This is a genomic window from Amycolatopsis sp. NPDC088138, from assembly GCF_044741685.1.
Classification (GTDB): Bacteria; Actinomycetota; Actinomycetes; order Mycobacteriales; family Pseudonocardiaceae; genus Amycolatopsis.
On sequence record NZ_JBIUTB010000003.1, the window covers coordinates 19,560 to 41,230 of the forward strand.

The following is a 21,671-nucleotide window of genomic DNA, read 5'->3' on the forward strand; positions in this document are numbered from 1 at the left end:
GCGGTTGTCGCCTTTCGCGGCCGTTCGGTCGCCATGCCCTTCATGACCTCTTCTTGACGTCAGTGAACACAGGTTGGTTGTCCCCCGACATCAACCTGAAGGCTGACGCCGTCTGGTCCCGCCGCACGACGGTGTGAAGCTGGTCGCACGGAGTCGAGGTCGGTGCGGGTGCGTGTCACGCTTTGAGACGCCTGTTGAGACGCATCTGCTCCACGACCCGGGGACCTTACCCAGGCCCCGAGGGAAGGACGGTCGACGACGATGTCAGCCACCGAGAAAGCCTCCTCCGACGAGGTCGCCGCCCCGTACGGCACCGGATCCGCCGCACCCGCGGCGCCCAGTCCGGGCCGGAAGGTCCGCGTGCACCACCTGCGTGAGCTCAAGGAACGCGGCGAGCCGTGGCCCATGCTCACCGCCTACGACATGTACACCGCCGCGCTGTTCGACGAGGCCGGGATCCCGGTGCTGCTCGTCGGCGACTCCGCGGCCAACAACGTCTTCGGCTACGACACCTCGCTGCCGGTGACCGTCGACGAGCTGCTGCCGCTGGTGCGGGCGGTGACGAGGTCGGTCAAGCGCGCCCTCGTGGTCGCCGACCTGCCGTTCGGCTCCTACCAGCTCTCGCCGCAGCAGGCGCTGGAAACGTCGGTGCGGTTCATGAAGGAGGGCCGCGCGCACGCCGTCAAGCTGGAGGGCGGGCGCCGGTTCGCCGCGCACGTCGAGGCGCTGACGTCGGCGGGGGTGCCGGTCATGGGTCACATCGGGTTCACCCCGCAGAGTGAACACAACCTCGGTGGCTACCGGGTGCAGGGGCGCGGCGAAGCAGCGGACGTGCTGCTCGCCGACGCGCTGGCGCTGCAGGAGGCCGGGGCGTTCGCGGTGGTGATGGAGATGGTGCCCGCCGAAGCCGCCAAGCGCGTCACCGCGGAGCTGCAGATACCGACCGTCGGAATCGGCGCCGGCCCGGACTGCGACGCGCAGGTGCTCGTCTGGCAGGACATGGCCGGGCTGCGGCGTGGCAAGGCACCGCGGTTCGTCAAGCGCTACGCCGACGTCGCGACGGTGCTGCAGGACGCGGCGACGGCGTTCGCCGAGGACGTCCGCCGCGGTGAGTTCCCGGCGCCCGAGCACGAGTTCCACGACTAACCCCGGCTCCTGAACCGCTCGGCCAGCGCCGGGTCGTTCTCCCACCACAGCCCCGACGTCGATGCGGCGCCCGCGGCGGCTTCCTCGTCCAGCTGGACGTCGATCTGCTTCGCGCGCCGCTCGTCGTCGCGGGCCCAGCGGACGAACAGCGCGATGACGAACGGCAGTCCGGCGACGTCACCGCCGATCCACAGCACGCCGGCACCGACGATCTGGTCGGTGCGCGGGTCCGGGCCCCTGCCCGGGTGCGCGGCCGCGTAGTGCGCGGGCGCGAGCAGCGGGCCGAGCCACAGCATCAGGCCCAGCGCGCCGTCGAAGACGACCTCGGTGAAGGCGATCCACACCGACACCAGGTGCGGGTCCGTGCGCGGGGTCGGGTCGAGGGCCAGGCGCGTCCAGAAGTAGACGAAACCGGACAGCACGAGCATCACCCGGGCCAGTCCGTCGACCACCGGTTCCCGGAGGGTGAGGTCGTAGAGCGGGGTCAGGTAGAGCGCCAGGACCGGCACGACCAGGGCGAGCGTGATCACCGGGGGGAAGGTCAGCGCACGGGCCACCGGGCCGCGGCCGTGCCGTCGCAGCCAGCGGGCCGGGGTGACGTCGAGCAGCAGCCGGATCGGTGCGCCCAAGGCCAGCAGCAGCGGCGTGATCATCAGCAGCGTGACGGTCTGGACCGCGCGAACCCAGAAGAACGTCCGGTCGTAGAAGGCCAGCGGCGAGCAGGTGACGACGAGGACGGTCGCGAGGCCGGTGAGGAACGCCGTCGTGCGGCCGGGTGGCCACTGGCGGTGGCGCGTCGCTCGGAGGTAGAGCCCGCCCAGGATGAGCACCACGAGCACCGCGGGAACGTCCAAGGTGAGGGGCATGTCAGACCGCGAAGAAGATCAGGCTGGCGATTCCGGCGACCACGCAGTAAATCGCGAACGGGGTCAGCGTGCGCGTTTCGAAGTAGCCCGTGAGGAAACGGACAGAAATATACGAAGCGACCCCGGCGATGACGCTGCCGACCAGTGCCGGGCCGAGTGAAGCGTGGTTCTCCGGAGTGAACAGCGTCGGCATCTTCAGCACGCCGGCGGCCAGGATCACCGGCGTGGCAAGGAGGAACGCGAACCGCGCGGCGTCCTCGTGACCCAGTCCGCGGCGCAGGCCGGCGACCATCGTGATGCCGGAGCGGCTGATGCCGGGCAGCAGGGCGAAGATCTGCGCCGCGCCGATCAGGACGGCCTCGCCGACCCCCAGTTTCGCCAGCCGGACGTCGGTCGCTTCCTCGACGGTGACGGCCCGCATCACGAGCGTTTCCTCGGCCGAGAAGTCCACTGTGTCGTCGTTCTCTTCGGGACGCCGGTGCGAGAACTTCTCGGCGGCGTAGAGGACACCGCCGTTGAGCGCCAGGAAGATCGCGGCCGGCACCGGCTTGCCGAGGACGTCACGCAGCAGCCCTTCGAAGAGCAGGCCGGCCAGCCCGACCGGGATCGTGGCGAGCACGAGCAGCCACGCGAGCCGCTGGTCCGGGGTGCGGACCTCGCGGTCGCGAACCGACGTCCAGAGGCCGCGGATGATCCGCACCCAGTCCTTGCGGAAGAACAGGACCAGCGCGATCGCGGTCGCCACGTGCATGGCCACGAGCACCGCGAGGTAGGGCGAATCCTTGCCGATGCTCAGGTCTCGCTGCCACTGGCCGCCGAGCCAGGCCGGCAACAGGATGCTGTGGCCGAGACTGGACACCGGAAACAATTCCGACACCCCTTGCAAGGCGCCGACGACAATCGCCTCGACATAGGTCACCGCGGACATTCCGTGCCTTTCCGTACAGCGTTTCCCGACCCCGACACCGGAACGTACCGGCGCTTTCGTTAACGGCGGGCAAGGGGACCCCTAGCGCTCAGCGTGCTCTCAGCGCGTGTTCACGTACATGAACATCAATCATGTCCTTGACCGGTGTTCGGGTCGTGGCTTACCGTTTAGCCCGTCGCCGCCACGACAGAGTTCGAACCCTCGACGAGGAGGATGGGAATGCGTGAGCGGGTACTGACCTTCACGGCCGCATCGACGGCCCTCATTCGCCGCCCTCCGGGATTCGTGTCAGCGACAAAGCTGACGCGTCACTGACTGGGGGCCCGCTCAGCCCGGCGGCGGGGGCGGGCCCCCACTTTTCTTGGTCGCTGTCCCGATCCTGGCGGCGGGGTACCGGGACAGCGGCCAGGTTCCGTCCGGCACAGTGTCGGGCATGGACGAGCTGTACCCGCCGCTCCCCGCGCGGGCCGAAGGATTCCTCGACGTCGGCGACGGCCACCGGATCCGGTGCCAGGAGGCCGGCAACCCGGACGGGAAGCCGGTCGTGGTCCTCCACGGCGGGCCGGGCAGCGGGATCGCGCCGATGGCGCGGCGGCACTTCGACCCCGATGCCTACCGGATCATCCTGTTCGACCAGCGCGGTGCCGGGCAGTCCACGCCGGGCGCCGTCGACCTCAGCGCCAACACGTTGTGGCACCTGGTTTCCGACATGGAGGCCCTGCGCGAACGGCTCGGCATCGACCGGTGGCAGCTCTTCGGCGGCTCGTGGGGCGCGACGCTGGCCCTCGCCTACGCCGAGACACATCCTTCGCGGGTCAGCGAAATCATCCTGCGCGGCGTCTTCACCGTGCGGCAGAGCGAGCTGGACTGGATCTACCGCGGTGGCGCGGCCAACCTGTTCCCCCGCGAGTGGGAGGCCTTCCTGGCCCCCATCCCCGAGGACCGCCGTGACGACCCGCTCACGGCGTACGGCGACCTGCTCGCCGACGCCCGGGTCCGCGAGCAGGCGGCGATCGCGTGGAGCAGGTGGGAAGGCGCGACGGTGTCCCTGTACCCGCAGGAATCGTTCGTGCAGCAGTACGCCGAACCGGCGTTCGCCCTGACCTTCGCCCGGCTCGCGGTGCACTACTTCACCCACGGCGCCTGGCTGGAGGACGGCCAGCTGATCCGCGACGCGGGCAAGCTGGCCGGGATCCCGGGCGTGATCGTGCAGGGCCGCTACGACGCGGTGTGCCCGCCGACGACGGCGTACGAGCTGTACCGAGCGTGGCCGGGGTCGGAGCTGAAGCTGATCGAGGGCGCGGGGCACGCGGTGACCGATCCGGGCATCCTGGCCGCGCTGCGGACCGCGACGGACGCGTTCCGGCCCTGAACCCGGGGACCGGTCCCCGGGCGCAGGCCGGATCATCCCGGAGATGCGAACGGTGCGGCTCCTCCTGGCGACCCTCGGGGTGATCGGCCTGCTCGCCCTGATCGTCGTCGGCGGCACCGGCGTCGTGCTCGGGATCATCGAACAGGGGGAAGCGGGCGACGTCTACGAGGTCGGCTTCGCCAAGGACGGCGACAGCTGTTCCGGCAGCGGCGTCTACTTCGCCGAGTTCGACGGCGCGCCGCTGGAGTGCGGGCCCGCCGCCGGGCGGCCGCTGTCCGCGCACCCGGCGTTCCCGGGCTTCAGCCCCGAACAGAACACGGCCGTCGAGGACCTCGCGCACGACCTCGGCCGGGACGGCTCGGGCCTGACCGGCGACGACGAGCAGCGGATCCAGGACGAGGTCGACCGGCTCGCCGCGGCCCTGCCCGAGGCGCGTCGTCCCCGGCACGGCGAAGTCCTCTTCGACTCGTGGTGGGGCGTCGACCTCGCCTGGAGCGCGGGCGTCGTCGGGCTGGCGGCGGGAGCCGGGTTCTTCCTGGTCATCCGCCGGCTGCCGCTAGAGCCGCCCGCCTGAGGCGGTGTCGCCCGACAGGCGCTGCGCCAGGTACACCGGCACCGTGGACGCCACGATCAGGACCGCCGCCACCACGTTGACGATCGGCGCCTGGTTGGGCCGGAACAGGTTGTTGTAGATCCAGATCGGCAGCGTCTCCATGCCCGTGCCCAGGGTGAACGTCGTCACGATGATCTCGTCGAACGACAGCGCGAACGCCAGCAGGCCGCCCGCCAGCAGTGCCGAGCGCAGCATCGGGAACGTGACCAGGCGGAACGTCGTGAAGCCCGTCGCGCCGAGGTCCATCGACGCTTCCTCGAGGTTGCCGCCCATCCGCCGCAGGCGCGCGACGACGTTGTTGAACACCACCACGATGCAGAACGTCGCGTGCGCGATGATCGCCGTCAGCAGGCCCAGGTCGATGCCGAGGATCGTCCGGAACGCGTTGTTCAGCGCGATGCCCGTGACGATCCCCGGCAGCGCGATCGGCAGGATGATCAGCAGCGACACGGGGTTCCGGCCGAAGAACCGGTAGCGCTGCAACGCGAACGCCGCCATCGTGCCGAGCACCAGTGCGATCGCCGTCGCCGCCAGACCCGCCTCGACGCTCGTCCACAGCGCGTTCAACGCACCTTCGTTCGACGACGCGCGGCTCCACCATTCGAGGGTGAAACTCGACGGCGGCCAGCCGAACGTCGTGTCCGCGTTGAACGAGTTCAGCAGCACCACCAGCAGCGGGAAGTAGATCACCGCCAAGCCCAGGCCCAACGCCGTCCACAAGAGCACCCGAGACGTCCGCACGAAGGCTCCTAGAGGTTGTCCAGCGCGCCGGTGCGGCGCACCGCGGCCAGGTAGACGAGCATGATCACCACGGGCACGGTCGCCACCGTCGCCGCGAACGGCAGGTTGTTGGCCGCGCCGATGTTGTCGTAGACGACGTTGCCGAGCATCTGCGACGTGCCGCCGACGATCTTCACCGTGATGTAGTCGCCCAGCGACAGCGAGAACGTGAAGATCGAGCCCGCCACGATCGCCGGGAACGTCAGCGGCAGGATCACCGACCGGAACGTCCGGAACGAGCGAGCGCCGAGGTCGCCCGAAGCGTCCACCAGGGAGTCCGGCAGCCGCTCGAGACCCGCGTAGATCGGCAGGATCATGTACGGCAGCCACAGGTACGACAGCGTGATGATCGTCGCCGTGACGCCGTAACCGGGCGAAAGCCAGTTCAGGGCGCCGTTGCCGGACAGCATCGACCGCCACGCGTACGCCTTCACCAGGTAGCTCGCCCACAGCGGCGTCATCACCGCGATCACCAGGATCCGCTGCGTGCGCGGCGACGCCAGCTTGGCCATCGCGAACGCCATCGGGAACGCGATGACGGCGTCGATCACGGTCACGAGCGCCGCGATCCCGACCGTGCGGAAGGTGATCGTGCGGTACACCGCGTCGCTGAACAGTGTCTTGAAGTTGTCCAGCGACCACTCGATGACGACCTGGCCGGTGAACGCGTCGGTGTGCCAGAACGCCGTCACGAACAACGCGGCGAGCGCGCCCAGGTAGGCCAGGCCCAGCCAGAGCAGCGGGGCCGAGAGCAGGAAACCCAAGCGCAGCTTGGGCTTCCGGTAGAAGAAGGCCGATACGGCGGTCATGTCAGCCCTTGATCTCGGTCCAGGCCTTGGTCCACTCGCCGTAGTCCTTGCACTTGACGTCCGTGCGGCCGTCGAGGCACTGCGGGATCGGCGTGGTCCAGTACGCGATCTTCGAGGCGTACGTCGAATCGCTGGCGTGGTAGGTGTCGCAGAGCGTCTTGTCCGTCATCTCCGCGCACGCCTTCGTGTTCGCCGGCGCCTCGCCGAAGTACTCGGCGACCTGGGCGTTCACCTTCGGGCTGACGATGTAGTCGAGCCACTTGTAGGCACACGTCTTGTGCGGCGACTTCGCCGCGACCATCCAGGTGTCCGACCAGCCCGTCGCGCCTTCGCTCGGCACGGCCGACTCCAGCGGCGCGCCCTCGCCCTTGGTCAGGTTGACCGTGACCTGCCAGGCCGTGCCGACGACGGCGTCGCCGTTCTTCAGGGCCTGCGACTCCTTGAGGTAGTCCGACCAGTACTCCGACACCAGCGGACGCTGCTGCTTGAGCAGGTCGACCGCGGCGGTGAACTGCTTGTCGTCCAGCGCGTACGGGTTCTTGATGCCCAGATCCGGCTGGTGCGCCATCAGGTACAGCGCGGCGTCGGCGATGTAGATCGGCGAGTCGTAGGCGATGACCTTGCCCTTGTACGGCGAGTTCGCGTCGAACATCACCGACCACGAATTCGGCGCCGGCGTCACCTTGTCGGTGCGCCAGGTCAGCAGGTTCGCGCCCCAGCCGTGCGGGATGCCGTAGGCGACGCCGCCGACGCTGTTCCAGGACTTGTCCTTGAGGAACGGCTGGACGTCGGCGTAGTTCGGCACGAGCGCGGTGTTCACCGGCTCGACGTCACCCGAGGCCACCAGCCGCAGCGACGCGTCGCCGGAGGCCGAGATCACGTCGTACTGGCCGGTCTTCATCAGCGTGACGGCCTCGTCGGACGTCCCGAACGGCTTGACGTTGACCTTGCACCCGGTCTGCTGCTCGAACGGCGTGACCCAGTTGACCTTCGGGTCGTTCGAGCCGTTCTCGGCGTACCCGGGCCAGGCCAGCACGTTCAGCTGACCTTCCGGCTGCCCGAGCGCCTTCAGCGCCTCCAGCTTCGGCGGGGTGAACCCCTGCGCACCGGGCGGCGCGGACGAACTCGTGCCCGACGTGCCACATGCAGCGACCAGCAGGCTGACGCCGATGATTCCGGCGAGCCGCGTCTTCCTGTTCTTCATGGCGTTCCTTCCGGGGTACTGACCGGGAAACTGTGTTCGTGGCGCCAGCTGAGCCGGACGCGGCCGTCCGCCAGGGCGCCGTCGGTGTTCTGCCGGACGACCGAAAGCTGGCCGCCGGCGTCGAGGGCGACGGAGTAGCGCACGGTCGCGCCCGCGTAGACGACGTCGGTGACCGTGCCGGTCGCGCTGGTCTCCCCCGCGGCGGCGGGCTCGGACAGCTCGTCGTCGATGCGGATCTTCTCCGGCCGGATGCTGAACAGGCCGGGCCGGCCGATCACCGACTCGGCACCGCGGCCGCCCAGCAGGTTCGACGTCCCGACGAACCCCGCGACGAACGCGCTCGCCGGCCGTTCGTAGACCTCTTCGGGCGGGCCGACCTGCTCGATCTTGCCGTTGTTGAACACCGCGATCCGGTCGCTCATGGTGAGCGCCTCGTCCTGGTCGTGGGTGACGAAGACGAACGTGATGCCGACGTCGCGCTGGATCTGCTTGAGCTCCAGCTGCATCGCCTGCCGCAGCTTGAGGTCGAGCGCGCCGAGCGGCTCGTCGAGCAGCAGCACCTTGGGCCGGTTGACCAGCGCGCGGGCGAGCGCGACGCGCTGGCGTTGCCCACCGGAGAGCTGCGACGGCTTGCGGGCGCCGTAGTCCTCCAGCCGGACGGTCTTGAGGGCTTCGACAGCGCGCTCACGACGTTGCTGCTTCGGGACGCGCTTCACGCGGAGGCCATATTCGACGTTCTGCTGGACGCTCATGTGCGGGAACAGCGCGTAGTCCTGGAACACCGTGTTGACGTCGCGCTCGAACGGCGGGAACCGGCTCACGTCGCGGCCGTCCAGCTCGATCGTGCCCTCGGTGGGCAGCTCGAACCCGGCGATCATCCGCAGCACGGTCGTCTTGCCGGAGCCGGACGGGCCGAGCATCGAGAAGAACTCGCCGGGCGGGATGTCGAGGTCGACGCCGTCGACCGCGTGGACGTCGCCGAAGTGCTTGCGCAGCCCGGAAAGCCGGACGGCGGGCTGGCCGGTCTCGCCCGGCGGCTCAGGTTCCACGCGGGTTTCGGAGGGGGCTTGGTTGGGCATCGCCAGCCTCACAGAGCGCTCATGACGTGCTTGATCCGGGTGTAGTCCTCGAGGCCGTACAGCGAGAGGTCCTTGCCGTAGCCGGACTTCTTGAAGCCGCCGTGCGGCATCTCGGCGACCAGCGGGATGTGCGTGTTGATCCAGACGCAGCCGAAGTCGAGCTTCGCGGCCAGGCGCATCGCGCGCTGGTGGTCGCGGGTCCAGACCGACGACGCGAGCGCGTACTGGACGCCGTTCGCGGCCTTCAGCGCCTCGGCCTCGTCGCCGAACCGCTGGACGGTGATGACCGGGCCGAAGATCTCGTTCTGGCTGATCTCGTCGTCCTGCTTGACGCCGGAGACGACCGTCGCCTCGTAGAAGTAGCCCTCGTCGCCGACCCTTCGTCCGCCACAGTGGACGGTCGCGTGCCCGGGCAGGCGGTCGATGAACCCGGCCACCTTCTCCAGCTGGGCCGCGTTGTTGAGCGGCCCGTACGCGACGTCTTCGTCGTCCGGCTTGCCGGTCTTCGTGGCCTCGGCCTGCCGGGCCAGCGCGCCGACGAACTCGTCGTGCACCTCGTCGGCGACCAGGACGCGGGTGGCGGCCGTGCAGTCCTGGCCGGCGTTGAAGTAGCCCGCGACGGCGATGGCTTCGGCGGCGGCTTCGAGGTCGGCGTCACCGAAGACGATGACCGGCGCCTTGCCGCCCAGCTCCAGGTGCACGCGCTTGACGTCGACGGCCGCGGACTTCGCGACCTCGATGCCCGCGCGGACCGAGCCGGTGATCGACACCATGGCCGGGATGTCGTGCTCGACCAGCGCGCGGCCGGTGTCGCGGTCACCGCACACGACGTTGAACACACCCGGTGGCAGGAACTCCCCGGCGATCTCGGCGAGCAGCAGCGTCGAGGCCGGAGTGGTGTCGGACGGCTTGAGCACCACCGTGTTGCCCGCGGCCAGCGCCGGCGCGATCTTCCAGATCGCCATCAGCAGCGGGTAGTTCCACGGCGTGACCTGGGCGCAGACGCCGACGGGCTCGCGCCGGACGAACGACGTGTGGCCTTCCATGTACTCGCCGGCCGAGCGCCCCTCGAGCACGCGCGCGGCCCCGGCGAAGAACCGGACCTGGTCGAGCAGCATCGGGATCTCTTCGGCCATGGTCAGCGCGATCGGCTTGCCGGTGTTCGCGGACTCGACGCGCACGACCTCGTCGGCGCGGGCTTCGAGCGCGTCGGCGATCTTCAGCAGCGCGAGCTGGCGCTGGGCGGGGGTCGTCGCGCGCCAGGTCTCGAACGCGGCGGCCGCGACCTGCAGCGCGTTGTCGACGTCCTCGGGCCCGGCGATCGGCGCGGTGCAGTAGGCGCGCCCGGTGACCGGGTCGGTGATCTCCGCCGTCCGGCCCGACTTGGACTCGACGTACGCGCCGCCGACGTAGTGCTTCAGCTCTTGCGGCGGGGCGGGTGGGCTGGAAGACGACACGGTGACTCCTTCGGAGGCTCGCGGAGCTAAAACATATAAGTCCATATGTAATAGGACAAGTGGATCAGGCAAGATTGGTGCGAACGGGTTCTCCGACGGCGAAGGGTCACGATGCGCAAGGGCATGTCGCACAGCGCGCGGTCCGCCATGTTCGCCCCGCTCGGCCAGGTCGGGCGGGCGGAAGCGGTGGCGGCGCGGCTCGTCGACGCCATCACCCTCGGCCTGCTCGCCGACGAGGAGCAGCTGCCCAGCGAGGCCGACCTGGCCGCGCAGTTCGGCGTCTCGACCGTGACGGTCCGGGAGGCGCTCGTGGCGCTGCGGCAGCAGGGCCTCGTCGAGACGCGGCGGGGGCGCAGCGGCGGCAGCTTCGTCCGCACGCCGGCCAACCCGCCCTCGGACCTCTGGCGCGAGCGGCTGCAGGAGGTGTCGCTGTCCGACCTGCGCGACGTCGGCGACCACTACCTCGCGATCGCCGGGGCCGCCGCCAAGCTCGCCGCCGAGCGCAGCTCCCCCGAGGACGTCGAACGGCTGCGGCTGGCCACCGAGGACCTCCGCACGGCGCACGGCATCGACTTCACGCGGGCGGAGCGGCAGTTCCACCTGGAGATCGCGGCGGCCGCCCAGTCACCGCGGCTGACGCACGAAGAGGTCCACCTGCAGGCCGAGCTGGGCGGCCTGCTGTGGCTGCCGCTCGGGACCCATTCGCACGAGGAGCACACGGCGATCACCGCGGCGATCGCGTCCGCGGACGGCGACCTGGCCCGCAAGCTCACCGAGGAGCACCTGCTGGGCGCGCTCGACCGGCTCGCGGACGTGCACCTGGACCTGCTCAGCCCGTAAGCTCCGTCCCAACCCGCGCATCGAGGTGAGCACCGTGAACGACACCCGCACGCTGGCCGGCGACGAGGTCGTCGAGCAGGTTTCCGCTTTGGTGGAAGGGGTTTTCGACCGGCTGAAGCCGTTGCTCGCGGCCGCCGAGTCGGTGCTGGCCGACGCCCCGGCCGCCGCGGCGCTGCACCGGATCCGCCCGGCCGTCACCGAGGCCCTCGGCGGGCTGATCGTCGGCGCGGGGTTCGTCAGCGCGCCGCGGGTGCTCGAGGATTCGGAGTTCGGCTTCGAGTGGTGGACGGCCGGTTCGCCGCCGTCCCAGCTGTTCATCAGCCTCGACCCGGGCAGCGAGAACTTTCTCGATTACACGCGCCAGTCGTGGTTCACGGTCCCGCGCGACACCGGGCGGCGGCACATCAACGGCCCGTACGTCGATTACCTGTGCACCGACGAGTACACGCTGACGTTCACGATCCCGGTGGTTTCGGCCGGCGCGTTCGCGGGGGTGGTGGGAGCGGACGTGTACGTGCGCGAGTTCGAGCGCGCGGTGCGGCCGCGGCTGCGCGCGCTCGGGCGGGGTGCGGCGCTGCTGAACGCGCAGGGTCGGGTGATCGTGTCCAACAGCGTCCGGCAGGCGACGGGGTCCCTGGTGCGCGAGGTGGACGTCCCGGCTTGGTGGTCGTCGGGCGCGGAGCCGGGGCCGGTGCTGCGCCGGTGCGGGGACTCGCCGATCGTGCTGGTTCGTTAGCGGTCAGGGACCACCCATCAGCGCATAGCCCACGTAGCAGTCCGAACCGGCTCGCACGAGAACCACCGTCGGGGTCCCGTCCGGCACCGGCTTGGTGGTGAACACGACGTGCGACGCGCCGAACAACGTGACCACCTCGTCGACCGGGGTCAACGAAGCCGCGGTGCCACCGAAGTGCACCAGCGGCACGCAGTACGGATCGGCCGATCCACACCAGCCGGCACCGGCGCACGTCAAGTAGCTCCGGTAGTCCCGGCCGGCGTGGTGGATGCGGTACGGCAGCCCGCGATCGCCCGGCAGCGCGTAACCGAAGTGGTTGGCCGTCCAGGGCAGGAACGCGAGCCCGCCCGCCGCCAGCAGCACAACCACCGAAGCCACCAGTGCCACCCGCTTGTAGGCCATGCGAAGGAGACGTCCGACCCGGCACCTGTGTTGCTCAGGCCTGGAGAGCCACCCAGAGTTCGGCGCGCACGCCCGGTGAGTCGAGGTCGCGGCCGAGCAGTTCCTCGGCCTTCCGGATCCGGTTGCGCAGCGTGTGGCGGTGGACGCCGAGGCGGGCGGCCGCGGTGTCCCAGTGGCCGTGGTGCTCCAGCCAGCAGCGCAGTGAGCCGACGAGGTCGCCACGGCCCGTTTCGTCGTGCGACCGCAGCGGAGCCAGCGCGTTTTCGGCGTAGATCCGCGCCACCACGGGGTCGATGAGGGACAGCAGGCCGCGGGCGGAGTGCTCGGCGAAGGTCACCAGGGGCTTGCCGTCGGCCTCCGCCGCTCGCGCCGCCAGGTCGGCCTGCTCCGCGCCCACCTCGAAGTCCTCCAGCCGCACCGGGTCCGCCAGGCCGGCGTACATCGGCGGGACGGTCGCCGCCGCGGCCAGGGCCCGGTCCAGCACGTCGCCGCCCGAGCGGCCCACCACCAGCATCGCCGATCCCCACTCCGCGAAGAAGAGGGAGCTGTCACCGTCGAGCGCATCACCCACGCGGCGACGCTGCGCGGGTGCGCCGACCAGCGCGACCATCGCCCACGGCGGCTCGGGCGGGTCGCCCCACACCGTCGTGATCAGTCCGAACGCCAGCTCGTACTGCCCCGCCGCCAGCAGGTCGGCCGCACCTTTCCGCAGGTCCCACCACGCGTGCGCGAGGGTCAGATCCTGTTCCAGGGCAAGGGAAAGCAGCGACACCGCGGCGTTGACGACGTGCCGGCCGGCGGTGTCGAGCGGCTCGGGCGTCCCGACGGCGAGGATCCGGCGCGCACGGGTGTGCAGGGTCTGCAGCACGACCTCCTCCCCGTCGAGCGCGAAGGCCCGCGTTCCGGAGCGAAGGTGCTTCGCTTCTTCGCGGACCGAGCCGGCGTGCGCGTGTGCGCTCGTGGGCGCGGCCTCGGCACTCGTGTGGTCGAAGAGCAGGACCCAGCCGTCGATCAGCTTGGCCAGTTTGCGCAGCACCCCCGCCGGGCCGCCCTTGCCGACCGCCGTGCGCGTCAGTTCCTGCTGGGCCTTACCGATGCGGACCGTCATCGCGTACTCATCGGCCGCGACCGCCCGCGACACCGCCCGGGTGATCGCGATGAACGGCGTCTCGCGCCGCACCTCCAGCAGCGGCAGCCCGACCTCGGCGGCCGTCTCGACCAGCGTGGCCGGCACCTCGTCGTGACTCAGCCCGACGCCGAACCCGAGCCCCGCCACCCCGGCGTCCACCAGGCGGCGCACATAAGCCGGGGACGTCTCCTCGTCCAGGGCCAGACCGGTCGTGAGCAGCAGCTCACCGCCCTCGAGGAAGGCCTGCGGGTCGGTCAGCTCTGTCGGGTGCACCCAGCCGATCGGGCGGTCCAGCGCGGCGTCACCGGTCAGCACGCGCAGGCCGAGCGGGCGGTCGGCGGCCAGTCCTCGCAGCGTGAGTGCCATAACGGCCAATTCTACGCCCCGAATTGGCCAGTCCGGCCAGCTGACGTCCGCCCCGGCCGCAGCTCATCCTGAGGACGTCCACCCCCGTCCTCAGGAGCACGCCGTGACCGCAAGCACCACCGCCGAGCCGCAGGCCCCGGCACCCCGGCAGCGCCGGCTGCGCACCGAGATCCCCGGCCCCGTCTCGCGGGAGCTGCAGGAGCGGCGTCTCAACGCGGTCGCCGCCGGGGTCAGCTCGGTGCTGCCCGTCTACGTCACCTCCGCCAGCGGCGGCCTGCTCACCGACGCCGACGGCAACGTCCTGATCGACTTCGGCTCCGGCATCGCGGTGACCAGCGTCGGGCACTCCGCGCCGGCCGTCGTCGACCGCGTCCGCGCGCAGGCCGAGCTGTTCACCCACACCTGTTTCATGGTCACGCCGTACGAGGGTTACGTCGAGGTGTGCGAGGCCCTGGCCGAGCTGACGCCGGGTGACCACGCGAAGAAGTCGGTGCTGTTCAACTCCGGCGCGGAAGCCGTCGAGAACGCCGTGAAGATCGCGCGCGTCGCGACCGGGCGCCAGGCCGTCGTCGTGTTCGACCACGCCTACCACGGCCGCACCAACCTGACCATGGGCATGACCGCGAAGTCGGTGCCCTACAAGCACGGCTTCGGCCCGTTCGCCCCCGAGGTCTACCGCGTGCCGGGGTCGTACCCGTTCCGCGACGGGCTTTCCGGCTCCGAGGCAGCAGCTCTGGCGATCGACCGAATCGAGAAGCAGATCGGCGGCGACCAGGTCGCGGCCGTGGTGCTCGAGCCGATCCAGGGCGAGGGCGGCTTCATCGAGCCCGCGCGCGGCTTCCTGCCCGCGCTTGCGGCCTGGTGCCGCGAAAACGGCGTCGTGTTCGTCGCCGACGAGGTGCAGACCGGCTTCTGCCGCACCGGTTCCTGGTTCGCGTCGAGCGACGAGGACGTCGTCCCGGACCTGGTCGCGACGGCCAAGGGCATCGCGGGCGGCCTGCCGCTGGCCGCGGTCACCGGCCGCGCCGAGCTGCTCGACGCCGTCCCGCCCGGCGGCCTCGGCGGCACCTACGGCGGCAACCCGATCGCCTGCGCCGCCGCGCTCGGCTCGATCGAGACGATGAAGGCCGAGAACCTGGCGGCGTCGGCGAAGCGCATCGAAGGGGTTGTCCTGCCGCGGCTGCGCGCCCTGGCCGACGAGACCGGCGTGATCGGTGACGTCCGCGGCCGCGGCGCGATGCTGGCCGCGGAGTTCGTGCGACCGGGCACGACCGAACCGGACGCCGACCTGACCAAGCGCGTCGCGGCGGCCTGTCACCGGGCCGGCGTCATCGTGCTGACCTGCGGCACCTACGGCAACGTCGTCCGCCTGCTGCCGCCGCTGTCCCTGTCCAACGACCTGCTCGACGAGGGCCTCTCGGTCCTCGAGCACGCTGTCCGCACGGAGGCTCGCTCGTGACTTTCCCCTTCTGGGTCGCCGGAAAGCCGGTGACCGGCGGCGCTTCTGCTGACGTCCGCCACTCCTTCGACGGCTCACTCGCCGGTTCGCACTTCGTACCGTCCACTTCGGACGTCGAGGCCGCGGTCCAGGCCGCGCACGACGTTCGCGACGAGTTCGCGACGCTGCCCGCGCACGTCCGCGCCGGCGCGCTGGACCACGTGTCCCGGGCTCTGGGTGAGCGGTCCGAGGAGATCGCGTCTTTGATCACCGCCGAGTCCGGCAAGCCGCTGAAGTGGGCACGCGGCGAGGTCGGGCGCGCGGTGTCGACGTTCCGCTGGGCCGCCGAGGAGGCCCGCCGCTTCTCGGGTGAGCTGCAGCGCCTCGACACCGACCCGGGCGGCACCGGCCGCTTGGCGCTGGTCCGGCGTGTGCCCCGCGGTCCGGTGCTGGGCATCACGCCGTTCAACTTCCCGCTGAACCTGGTGGCGCACAAGGTGGCCCCGGCGATCGCGGTCGGCGCGCCGATCGTGCTGAAGCCCGCGCCCGCGACGCCGCTGACCGCGTTGCTGCTCGGCGAGATCCTGGCCGCCACCGATCTTCCGGCGGGCTCGTGGTCGATCCTGCCGGTGGACAACGAGACGTCGTCGCGGCTGGTCCAGGACCCGCGGCTGCCGGTGGTCTCGTTCACCGGCTCGGTCCCGGTCGGCTGGAGCATCCGCGACAGCGTGCCGCGCAAGCACGTCGCGCTGGAACTCGGCGGCAACGGCGCGGTCCTCATCTGTCCCGATTGGACGGACCTCGACTTCGCGGCGCAGCGCATCGCGACGTTCGCCATGTACCAGGCCGGCCAATCGTGCATCTCGGTGCAGCGGGTGTACGCGCACGCCGCGGTTTACGACGCTTTGGTCGAAAAGGTCCTTTCGCAGGTCAGCGCTCTGCGCACGGGCGACCCGCGCGCGGAGGGCGTGGACGTCGGCCCGATGATCAATGACGACGCGGCTTCCCGGGTTTCCTCGTGGGTTTCTTCCGCTGTCGCCGCGGGCGGTCGTTTGCTGGCCGGTGGTTCGCGCTCTGGTGCGACCTTCGAGCCGACGGTGCTGGCGGACGTCCCGGAGGACGCGTCGGTGATGGCCGACGAGGTCTTCGGCCCGGTGGTCTCGCTGATCCGCGTCGACTCGGTCGAGGAGGGGGTGGCGCGGATCAACGCGTCGCGCTTCGGCTTGCAGGCGGGCGTGTTCACGCGCGACCTCCCGACGGCGTTCTCAGTGTCTTCTGCGCTCCAGGTCGGCGGGGTTCTGGTGGGCGACGTCCCGAGCTTCCGCGCCGACCAGATGCCGTACGGCGGGGTCAAGGACTCGGGCGTGGGCCGCGAGGGGCCGGCTTCGGCGATGGCGGACTTCACCGAGGAGCGGGTAACGGTCCTGACCGGCCTGACGCTGTAGCCGAAAAGCCGTGAGGGGCACCTTCAGGGACATAGAGTCCCTGAAGGTGCCCTTCACGGCTTTGGCAGGGCCTCCAGCAGAGCGGCGTGCGCGTCCACCAAGGACGGGCCGTACCAGGTGAGATGACGGCCCGAGACCAGGACGTACCGCTCGTCCGGGAAGTGGTCCGGGCCGTCGTCCTCGGTGAACAGGTACGGCTCGTCCGGCAGCACCAGCAGGTCCGCGTCCGCCGCGAAGTGGGCCCGCAGCTCCTCGACGTCCGGGCGCGGGTAGCGCTCCTCGGCGCCCGCGTAGACGTTCGCGACGCCGACCCGGCGCAGGACGTCACCCGCGAACGTCTCGCGGCCCAGGACGATCCACGGCTTGCGCCACACCGGGACCACCGCGTGGAACCGCACCGGCCGGACCTCGCGCCAGATCTCCTCGGCCTCGACCAGCCAGTCCGGCTCCGCCAGCTCGTACGCCTGGGTCAGGATCCGCCGCAGCGAACCCAGCGCGGCCGGGACCGAGGCCGACGCCTCCATCACCCACACCGGGATCCCGTTGGCGCGCAACCGTTCCACGTCCTCCGGGCGGTTCTCCTCCGAGTTGGCCAGCACCAGGTCCGGCGCCAGCTCCAGGATCCGGTCCACCTTCGGGTACTTCGAGCCACCGACCCGCGGGACGTCCAAAGTGGACGGATGGGTGCAGTAGTCGGTCGCGCCGGCGAGCCGGCCGGGCGCACTGACCTCGACGGCTTCGGTCAGCGACGGCACCAGCGACACGACGCGCGACACCGAGCCGCCGAGCGGGACCGGCTCACCGAGATCGTCGACGAGGTGCGTCATGCGCGTTCGAACGACACCTTCCGCTTCTCGACGTCCACCGCGGTCAGCCGGACGCCGATCCGCTCCCCCGCGGTGAGCTTCTCCCCCGAGCACTTCGCCATCACCGTCGGGTCCTCGACCAGGATCTCCGCCTTGTTCTCGTCCGCGCGCAGCACCACCGCACTGAACTCGCCGCCGACGTGCTCGGCCAGCACCCACGCCTCGACCTGGTCGATGCACGCCCGCTCGACCTTCGCCGCGAGGGTGTCCGACGCCGTCATCCGCTCCGGGACGTCCGCCAGCGCCGCCCGCACCCACCCCGGGACGTCGCGATCGGCCGACACCGCGAGGCAGATCTCCGTCGCGAACCGGTCGACCAGCCGCCGGATCGGCGCCGTCACGTGCGCGTACGCGCCGCCGATGCCCGCGTGCGTGGTGAGCGCCGGCAGGCCGCCGTCGAACGCCGTGTAGCCGGCGCCGCGCAGCAAGCGTGTCGTGTCCGCGTAGATCGCCATCGCCGCGGGCTGCCGGGGATCCAGCCGGGACAGGAACTCCGAGACGGTGTCGGCAGCCGGCCAGGCGATGCCGACCGCTTCGGCGGAGCGGCGCAGCCAGTCGACGGCCTCGGGCTCCGGGTCGGGCAGCGTGCGCAGGACGCCGATCTTCGCGTCGATCATGATCTGCGCCGCGGCCATCCCGGTGAGCAGCGAGATCTCGGCGTTCCAGGCGTCGACGGCGGTGCGCGGACGCCGCGCCAGCACCCAGCCGCCGTCCGGGTCGCCGCTGATCTCCTGCTCGGGCAGCTGCAGCTCGACGGCACCGCGGCGGACGGCCAGCTCGCGCCGCCGCCGTCCCAGCTCGGGCAACGCGGCCACCGAAGGGTGCGGGTCACCGGCTTCGAGGGCGGCCTGGACCGTCTCGTAGTCGAACTGCTCGGTGGACCGGACCAGCGCGCGGCGCACGCGGGTCGCCGTCGGCTCGCCCGCTTCGTCGGTCTCGATGGTCCAGAGCACCGCGGGCCGGATCTCGCCGGGCAGCAGGCTCGCCGCGCCCTCGGACAGCACCGGCGGGTGCAGCGGGACGTTGCCGTCGGGCAGGTAGAGCGTCTGCCCGCGGCGGCGGGACTCGCGGTCGAGCGCGCCGTCGGGCGGGACGAACGCGGCCAGGTCGGCGATCGCGTAGTGCACCCGGAAGCCGTGTGCGGTCCGCTCGACGACCATCGCCTGGTCGAGGTCCTTCGACCCGGGCGGGTCGATCGTGACGAACGGCAGGTCCGTCGCGTCCTCCCGGGTCCCGGCGCTCGCCAGCGGATCCAGGACCGCGGCTTCCGCCTCGGCGAGCACCTCGGGCCCGAAGGACTCCGGCAGCGAAAACTCGGCACGCAGGGGGCCGAAGTCCCCGCCCGCCGAATGTGTCCTGATCACGAGGGGAGGCACCCCCCAACCCTAACCCGCGAACGGCCCGGGAAACGCCACTGTGATCGCCCGATCGGGCTCGGGCCGGTCGGGTGTACGTTGACTCCGCAATAATGAAAACCGTCTTCATTCCCAAGAAGGGGTCCGATCGTGAAGATCGCGTTCGTCGGCAAGGGCGGCAGCGGCAAGACCACGCTGTCGTCGCTGTTCGTCGCGTACCTCGCCGGCGCCGGCCGGCCGGTACTGGCCATCGACGCCGACATCAACCAGCACCTCGCGGTGGCGCTCGGCGCGACCGAAGAGGAAGCGCTCGCCTGGCCGACGCTCGGCGACAACATGGCCCTGATCAAGGACCACCTGCGCGGCGACAACCCGCGGATCCCGGACGCGGCGTCGATGATCAAGACGACCCCGCCGGGCCGGGGTTCGCGGCTGGTCCGGCCGTTCGAGGACAACCCGATCTTCGCCGCGTGCTTCCGGCAGCTGGGCGGGGTCCGGCTGGGCGTCACCGGCCAGTTCGACGAGGACGACCTCGGCGTCAAGTGCTACCACTCGAAGGTCGGTGCGGCGGAGCTGCTGCTGAACCACATGGTCGACGTCGACGGCGAGTACGTCGTGATGGACATGACCGCGGGCGCCGACGCGTTCGCGTCGGGGCTGTTCACGCGGTTCGACGTGACGTTCCTGGTGTGCGAGCCGACGGTGCGCAGCGTGGGCGTGTACCGGCAGTACGCGGACTACGCACGCGACTTCGGCGTGCGGCTCGTGGTCGTCGGCAACAAGGTCACCGACGACGAGGACGTCGAATTCCTGCGCGAGCAGGTCGGCGACGCGTTGCTGGGGTGGATGTCGGCGTCACGGCACGTGCGCGCGGCCGAGCGCGGCGCGGCCCGGCCGATCAGCGAGCTGGAGCCGGCCAACCTCTCGACGCTGCGAGCGATGCACGCGGCGGTCGACGCCGAGCAGCGCGAATGGGCGCGCTACCAGCGTCAAGCCGTCGAGTTTCACCTGCGCAACGCCAAGGCGTGGGCCGGCGCCGAGCTGGCCTCACAGGTGGACCCGGAGTTCGTGCTGGGTCCGCAGGTGGTGGTCTAGTCGTCTTCGGCGTCCGCTCGCCGGGTTCGTTCCTTGGCGATGTCGAGGGCCTGCCGCGCCGTGGCCTCGTCGGGGTACGGCCCGAGCAGATCGATGCCGCGGCCGCGCTCGAGGTGCTCGACCTGGTTGGTGCGGGTGTTGTAGTACCACCCCGGGTCCGGGTTCGCGTCTTTCGCCATACCCCAAGCCTTGCATCCCCGGGCGAGTCTGTCAGCGCTTGTACCGGTAGGGGATCTCGGTCGGCTGCCCGGTGGGCCCGAACTCCTGCGGCTCCTCGGGTTCGGCGGGCTGATCGGTGAACTCGTCGAACCACCCGCGGGAGGGCATGGCGGTCCCGCGGGGCGGGGTATCGGCGTCCGAACCGGCCGGGTTCGAGGGCTGCGGGAGAGCTTCCCGGCCGGGGAAAACGGGCGGCGCGGCCGGGTTCGGCGGCTGCGGTGCGGAGTTCGGCCCGGGGAAAACGGGCCGGACGGGCGCGGCGTGCCTGGTCGGGAAGGACTGGGGGGTCGATTCCGGGCCTGGGAAGACGGGTTTCGGGGGTTGGGTGCGGACTGGGCCGTTGGTGGGGCTGCCGGCTGGGTTGTTGGCGGGGGCCCAGTGCTGGGGGGCTTGCGGCTGACCCGGCTGACCGGGATGGCCTGGCTGGCTCGGCTGACCTGGCTGCGGCGGGGTTGGGCCGGTCTGCTGACCGGGTTGTGGCGTGGCTGAGCCGGGCTGCGGCGAGGCTGGGCCGCTCTGCTGACCGGACTGCGGCGAGGTCGGGCCGCTCTGCTGACCAGGCTGCGGCGACGTTGGGCCGGTCTGCTGACCGGACTGCGGCGAGGTCGGGCCGCTCTGCTGACCGGGTTGCGGCGTGACTGAGCCGGGCTGCGGCGAGGCTGAGCCGGGCTGCTGACCGGGCTGCAGCGTGACTGAACCGAGTTGCGGCGAGATCGGGCCGCTCTGCTGGCCGGGCTGCGGCGTGGCTGAGCTGGGCTGCGGCGAGGTCGGGCCAGGCTGCGGCGACATTGAGCCGGGCTGCTGGCCGGGCTCCGGTGCTGCCGCGCCGGGCTGCTGCCCGGATTGCGGCGGGGCTGAGCCGGGCTGCAGGGCTGCCGCGGGCTGCTGCCCGAACTGCGGCGCAGCCGGGCCGGACTGCGGTGTGATCGCGCCGGGCTGCTGGCCGACCTGCGTGCCTGAGCTTTGCTGCGGCGCAGCCGAGCCTGGCAACTGCCCGAACTGCGGCGCAGTTGGACCGGACTGCTGGCTGGGCTGCGGCGGAACTGAACCTGGTTGCGGTGTGATCGGACCAGGCTGCTGGTCGGCCTGCGGTGTGACTGAGCCTGGCTGCGACGTGGTTGGGTCTGCCTGCGGTGCAGCCGAACCAGGCTGCTGCCCGAACTGCGGTGCAGCCGCGCCTGGCTGCTGGCCTGACTGTGGCGCAGCCGGGCCCGGCTGCGGCGCGATCGGGCCTGGTTGCCCGCCGAACTGCGGTGCGGCTGGGGCTGGCTGGTCGCCGGGCTGTGGCGTGGTCAGGTTTGGCTGCTGCCCGACCTGCGATCCAGGCTGCGCCACAGGTGGGCCGGACTGACCGGCCCCCGACGGCGGCGCGACCGGGCCTGGCTGGTTTAACTGCGGCTGGGGTTGATCAGCCGACGGTCCCGAAGGCGGCGCGACCGGGCCCGGCTGCGCAAGAGGCTGGCCGGGCTGAGATGGCAGCCCAGACGATGCCGCGACGGGCGGCACGGGGTTCTGACCAGACGGCA

Annotated in this window: 20 protein-coding genes; 8 read left to right on the top strand and 12 right to left on the bottom strand. The window is 71.1% G+C overall.

Features of this window, described 5'->3' with window-relative positions:
• Positions 1-261 precede the first annotated feature (261 nt).
• Positions 262-1,146 carry a 3-methyl-2-oxobutanoate hydroxymethyltransferase gene (gene panB, locus ACIOD2_RS14985; protein WP_400538096.1) on the top strand — a complete coding sequence of 295 codons (885 nt, stop codon included), beginning with the start codon at positions 262-264 and terminating at the stop codon, positions 1,144-1,146.
• On the opposite strand, the gene ACIOD2_RS14990 is transcribed toward panB, so the two are convergent.
• Positions 1,143-2,012 (bottom strand): cytochrome c oxidase assembly protein, encoded by an 870-nt coding sequence (locus ACIOD2_RS14990; RefSeq protein ID WP_400538098.1) that lies wholly within the window; start codon positions 2,010-2,012, stop codon positions 1,143-1,145. The two genes, panB and ACIOD2_RS14990, sit on opposite strands and share 4 nt — an antisense overlap.
• 1 nt (position 2,013) lies before the next feature.
• A complete protein-coding gene (locus ACIOD2_RS14995) occupies positions 2,014-2,940 on the bottom strand; it encodes an undecaprenyl-diphosphate phosphatase (RefSeq protein ID WP_400538100.1) in 927 nt (308 codons plus the stop codon).
• 433 nt (positions 2,941-3,373) lie between these two features.
• Between ACIOD2_RS14995 and pip the strand changes: the two genes are divergently transcribed.
• Together pip and ACIOD2_RS15005 are read left to right on the top strand one after the other, a co-directional pair.
• A complete protein-coding gene (gene pip / locus ACIOD2_RS15000; RefSeq protein ID WP_400538102.1) occupies positions 3,374-4,312 on the top strand; it encodes a prolyl aminopeptidase in 939 nt (312 codons plus the stop codon).
• Between the two features lie 43 nt (positions 4,313-4,355).
• Positions 4,356-4,886 carry a hypothetical protein gene (locus ACIOD2_RS15005; protein WP_400538104.1) on the top strand — a complete coding sequence of 177 codons (531 nt, stop codon included), beginning with the start codon at positions 4,356-4,358 and terminating at the stop codon, positions 4,884-4,886.
• On the opposite strand, the gene ACIOD2_RS15010 is transcribed toward ACIOD2_RS15005, so the two are convergent.
• Genes ACIOD2_RS15010 through ACIOD2_RS15030 form a run of 5 tightly spaced genes read right to left on the bottom strand, consistent with a single transcriptional unit; the run spans position 4,869 to position 10,254 of the window.
• Complete coding sequence (locus ACIOD2_RS15010) at positions 4,869-5,666, bottom strand: ABC transporter permease (RefSeq protein ID WP_400538106.1); 798 nt, start codon at positions 5,664-5,666, stop codon at positions 4,869-4,871. The genes ACIOD2_RS15005 and ACIOD2_RS15010 overlap by 18 nt on opposite strands.
• A gap of 8 nt (positions 5,667-5,674) precedes the next feature.
• Complete coding sequence (locus tag ACIOD2_RS15015; protein WP_400538108.1) at positions 5,675-6,514, bottom strand: ABC transporter permease; 840 nt, start codon at positions 6,512-6,514, stop codon at positions 5,675-5,677.
• Position 6,515: 1 nt separating this feature from the next.
• The gene (locus ACIOD2_RS15020; protein ID WP_400538110.1) at positions 6,516-7,718 is read right to left on the bottom strand and encodes an ABC transporter substrate-binding protein; all 1,203 of its coding nucleotides are present in this window, start codon (positions 7,716-7,718) and stop codon (positions 6,516-6,518) included.
• Positions 7,715-8,797 carry an ABC transporter ATP-binding protein gene (locus tag ACIOD2_RS15025; RefSeq protein WP_400538112.1) on the bottom strand — a complete coding sequence of 361 codons (1,083 nt, stop codon included), beginning with the start codon at positions 8,795-8,797 and terminating at the stop codon, positions 7,715-7,717. The genes ACIOD2_RS15020 and ACIOD2_RS15025 overlap by 4 nt, the downstream gene beginning before the upstream one ends.
• Positions 8,798-8,805: 8 nt before the next feature.
• Entirely contained in the window at positions 8,806-10,254 is a 1,449-nt protein-coding gene (locus tag ACIOD2_RS15030; RefSeq protein WP_400538113.1) for a gamma-aminobutyraldehyde dehydrogenase, read from the bottom strand.
• A gap of 111 nt (positions 10,255-10,365) precedes the next feature.
• Between ACIOD2_RS15030 and ACIOD2_RS15035 the strand changes: the two genes are divergently transcribed.
• Entirely contained in the window at positions 10,366-11,094 is a 729-nt protein-coding gene (locus ACIOD2_RS15035; protein ID WP_400538114.1) for a FadR/GntR family transcriptional regulator, read from the top strand.
• Between the two features lie 34 nt (positions 11,095-11,128).
• Entirely contained in the window at positions 11,129-11,830 is a 702-nt protein-coding gene (locus ACIOD2_RS15040; RefSeq protein WP_400538116.1) for a cache domain-containing protein, read from the top strand.
• A gap of 3 nt (positions 11,831-11,833) precedes the next feature.
• Here the strand turns inward: ACIOD2_RS15040 and ACIOD2_RS15045 are convergent, their stop codons facing one another.
• Positions 11,834-12,208: a hypothetical protein gene (locus ACIOD2_RS15045; protein WP_400538118.1), complete on the bottom strand. Its 375-nt coding sequence runs from the start codon at positions 12,206-12,208 to the stop codon at positions 11,834-11,836.
• 58 nt (positions 12,209-12,266) lie between these two features.
• Positions 12,267-13,727 (bottom strand): PucR family transcriptional regulator, encoded by a 1,461-nt coding sequence (locus ACIOD2_RS15050; RefSeq protein ID WP_400538120.1) that lies wholly within the window; start codon positions 13,725-13,727, stop codon positions 12,267-12,269.
• Positions 13,728-13,830: 103 nt separating this feature from the next.
• On the opposite strand from ACIOD2_RS15050, the gene gabT reads away from it, so the two are divergent.
• A complete protein-coding gene (gene gabT / locus ACIOD2_RS15055) occupies positions 13,831-15,186 on the top strand; it encodes a 4-aminobutyrate--2-oxoglutarate transaminase (RefSeq protein ID WP_400538122.1) in 1,356 nt (451 codons plus the stop codon).
• The gene (locus tag ACIOD2_RS15060; RefSeq protein ID WP_400538124.1) at positions 15,183-16,610 is read left to right on the top strand and encodes an aldehyde dehydrogenase family protein; all 1,428 of its coding nucleotides are present in this window, start codon (positions 15,183-15,185) and stop codon (positions 16,608-16,610) included. The genes gabT and ACIOD2_RS15060 overlap by 4 nt, the downstream gene beginning before the upstream one ends.
• A 53-nt stretch (positions 16,611-16,663) precedes the next feature.
• Here ACIOD2_RS15060 and ACIOD2_RS15065 read toward each other — a convergent pair whose 3' ends face one another.
• Together ACIOD2_RS15065 and ACIOD2_RS15070 are read right to left on the bottom strand one after the other, a co-directional pair.
• Positions 16,664-17,437, bottom strand: a complete 774-nt coding sequence (locus ACIOD2_RS15065) for a helical backbone metal receptor (RefSeq protein WP_400538126.1) — start codon at positions 17,435-17,437, stop codon at positions 16,664-16,666.
• Positions 17,434-18,840 (bottom strand): RNB domain-containing ribonuclease, encoded by a 1,407-nt coding sequence (locus ACIOD2_RS15070; RefSeq protein WP_400538128.1) that lies wholly within the window; start codon positions 18,838-18,840, stop codon positions 17,434-17,436. The genes ACIOD2_RS15065 and ACIOD2_RS15070 overlap by 4 nt, the downstream gene beginning before the upstream one ends.
• Positions 18,841-18,981: 141 nt before the next feature.
• On the opposite strand from ACIOD2_RS15070, the gene ACIOD2_RS15075 reads away from it, so the two are divergent.
• Positions 18,982-19,926 (top strand): AAA family ATPase, encoded by a 945-nt coding sequence (locus ACIOD2_RS15075; protein ID WP_400538130.1) that lies wholly within the window; start codon positions 18,982-18,984, stop codon positions 19,924-19,926.
• Here the strand turns inward: ACIOD2_RS15075 and ACIOD2_RS15080 are convergent.
• Positions 19,923-20,105, bottom strand: a complete 183-nt coding sequence (locus ACIOD2_RS15080) for a hypothetical protein (RefSeq protein ID WP_400538132.1) — start codon at positions 20,103-20,105, stop codon at positions 19,923-19,925. The two genes, ACIOD2_RS15075 and ACIOD2_RS15080, sit on opposite strands and share 4 nt — an antisense overlap.
• Between the last annotated feature and the right edge of the window lie 1,566 nt (positions 20,106-21,671).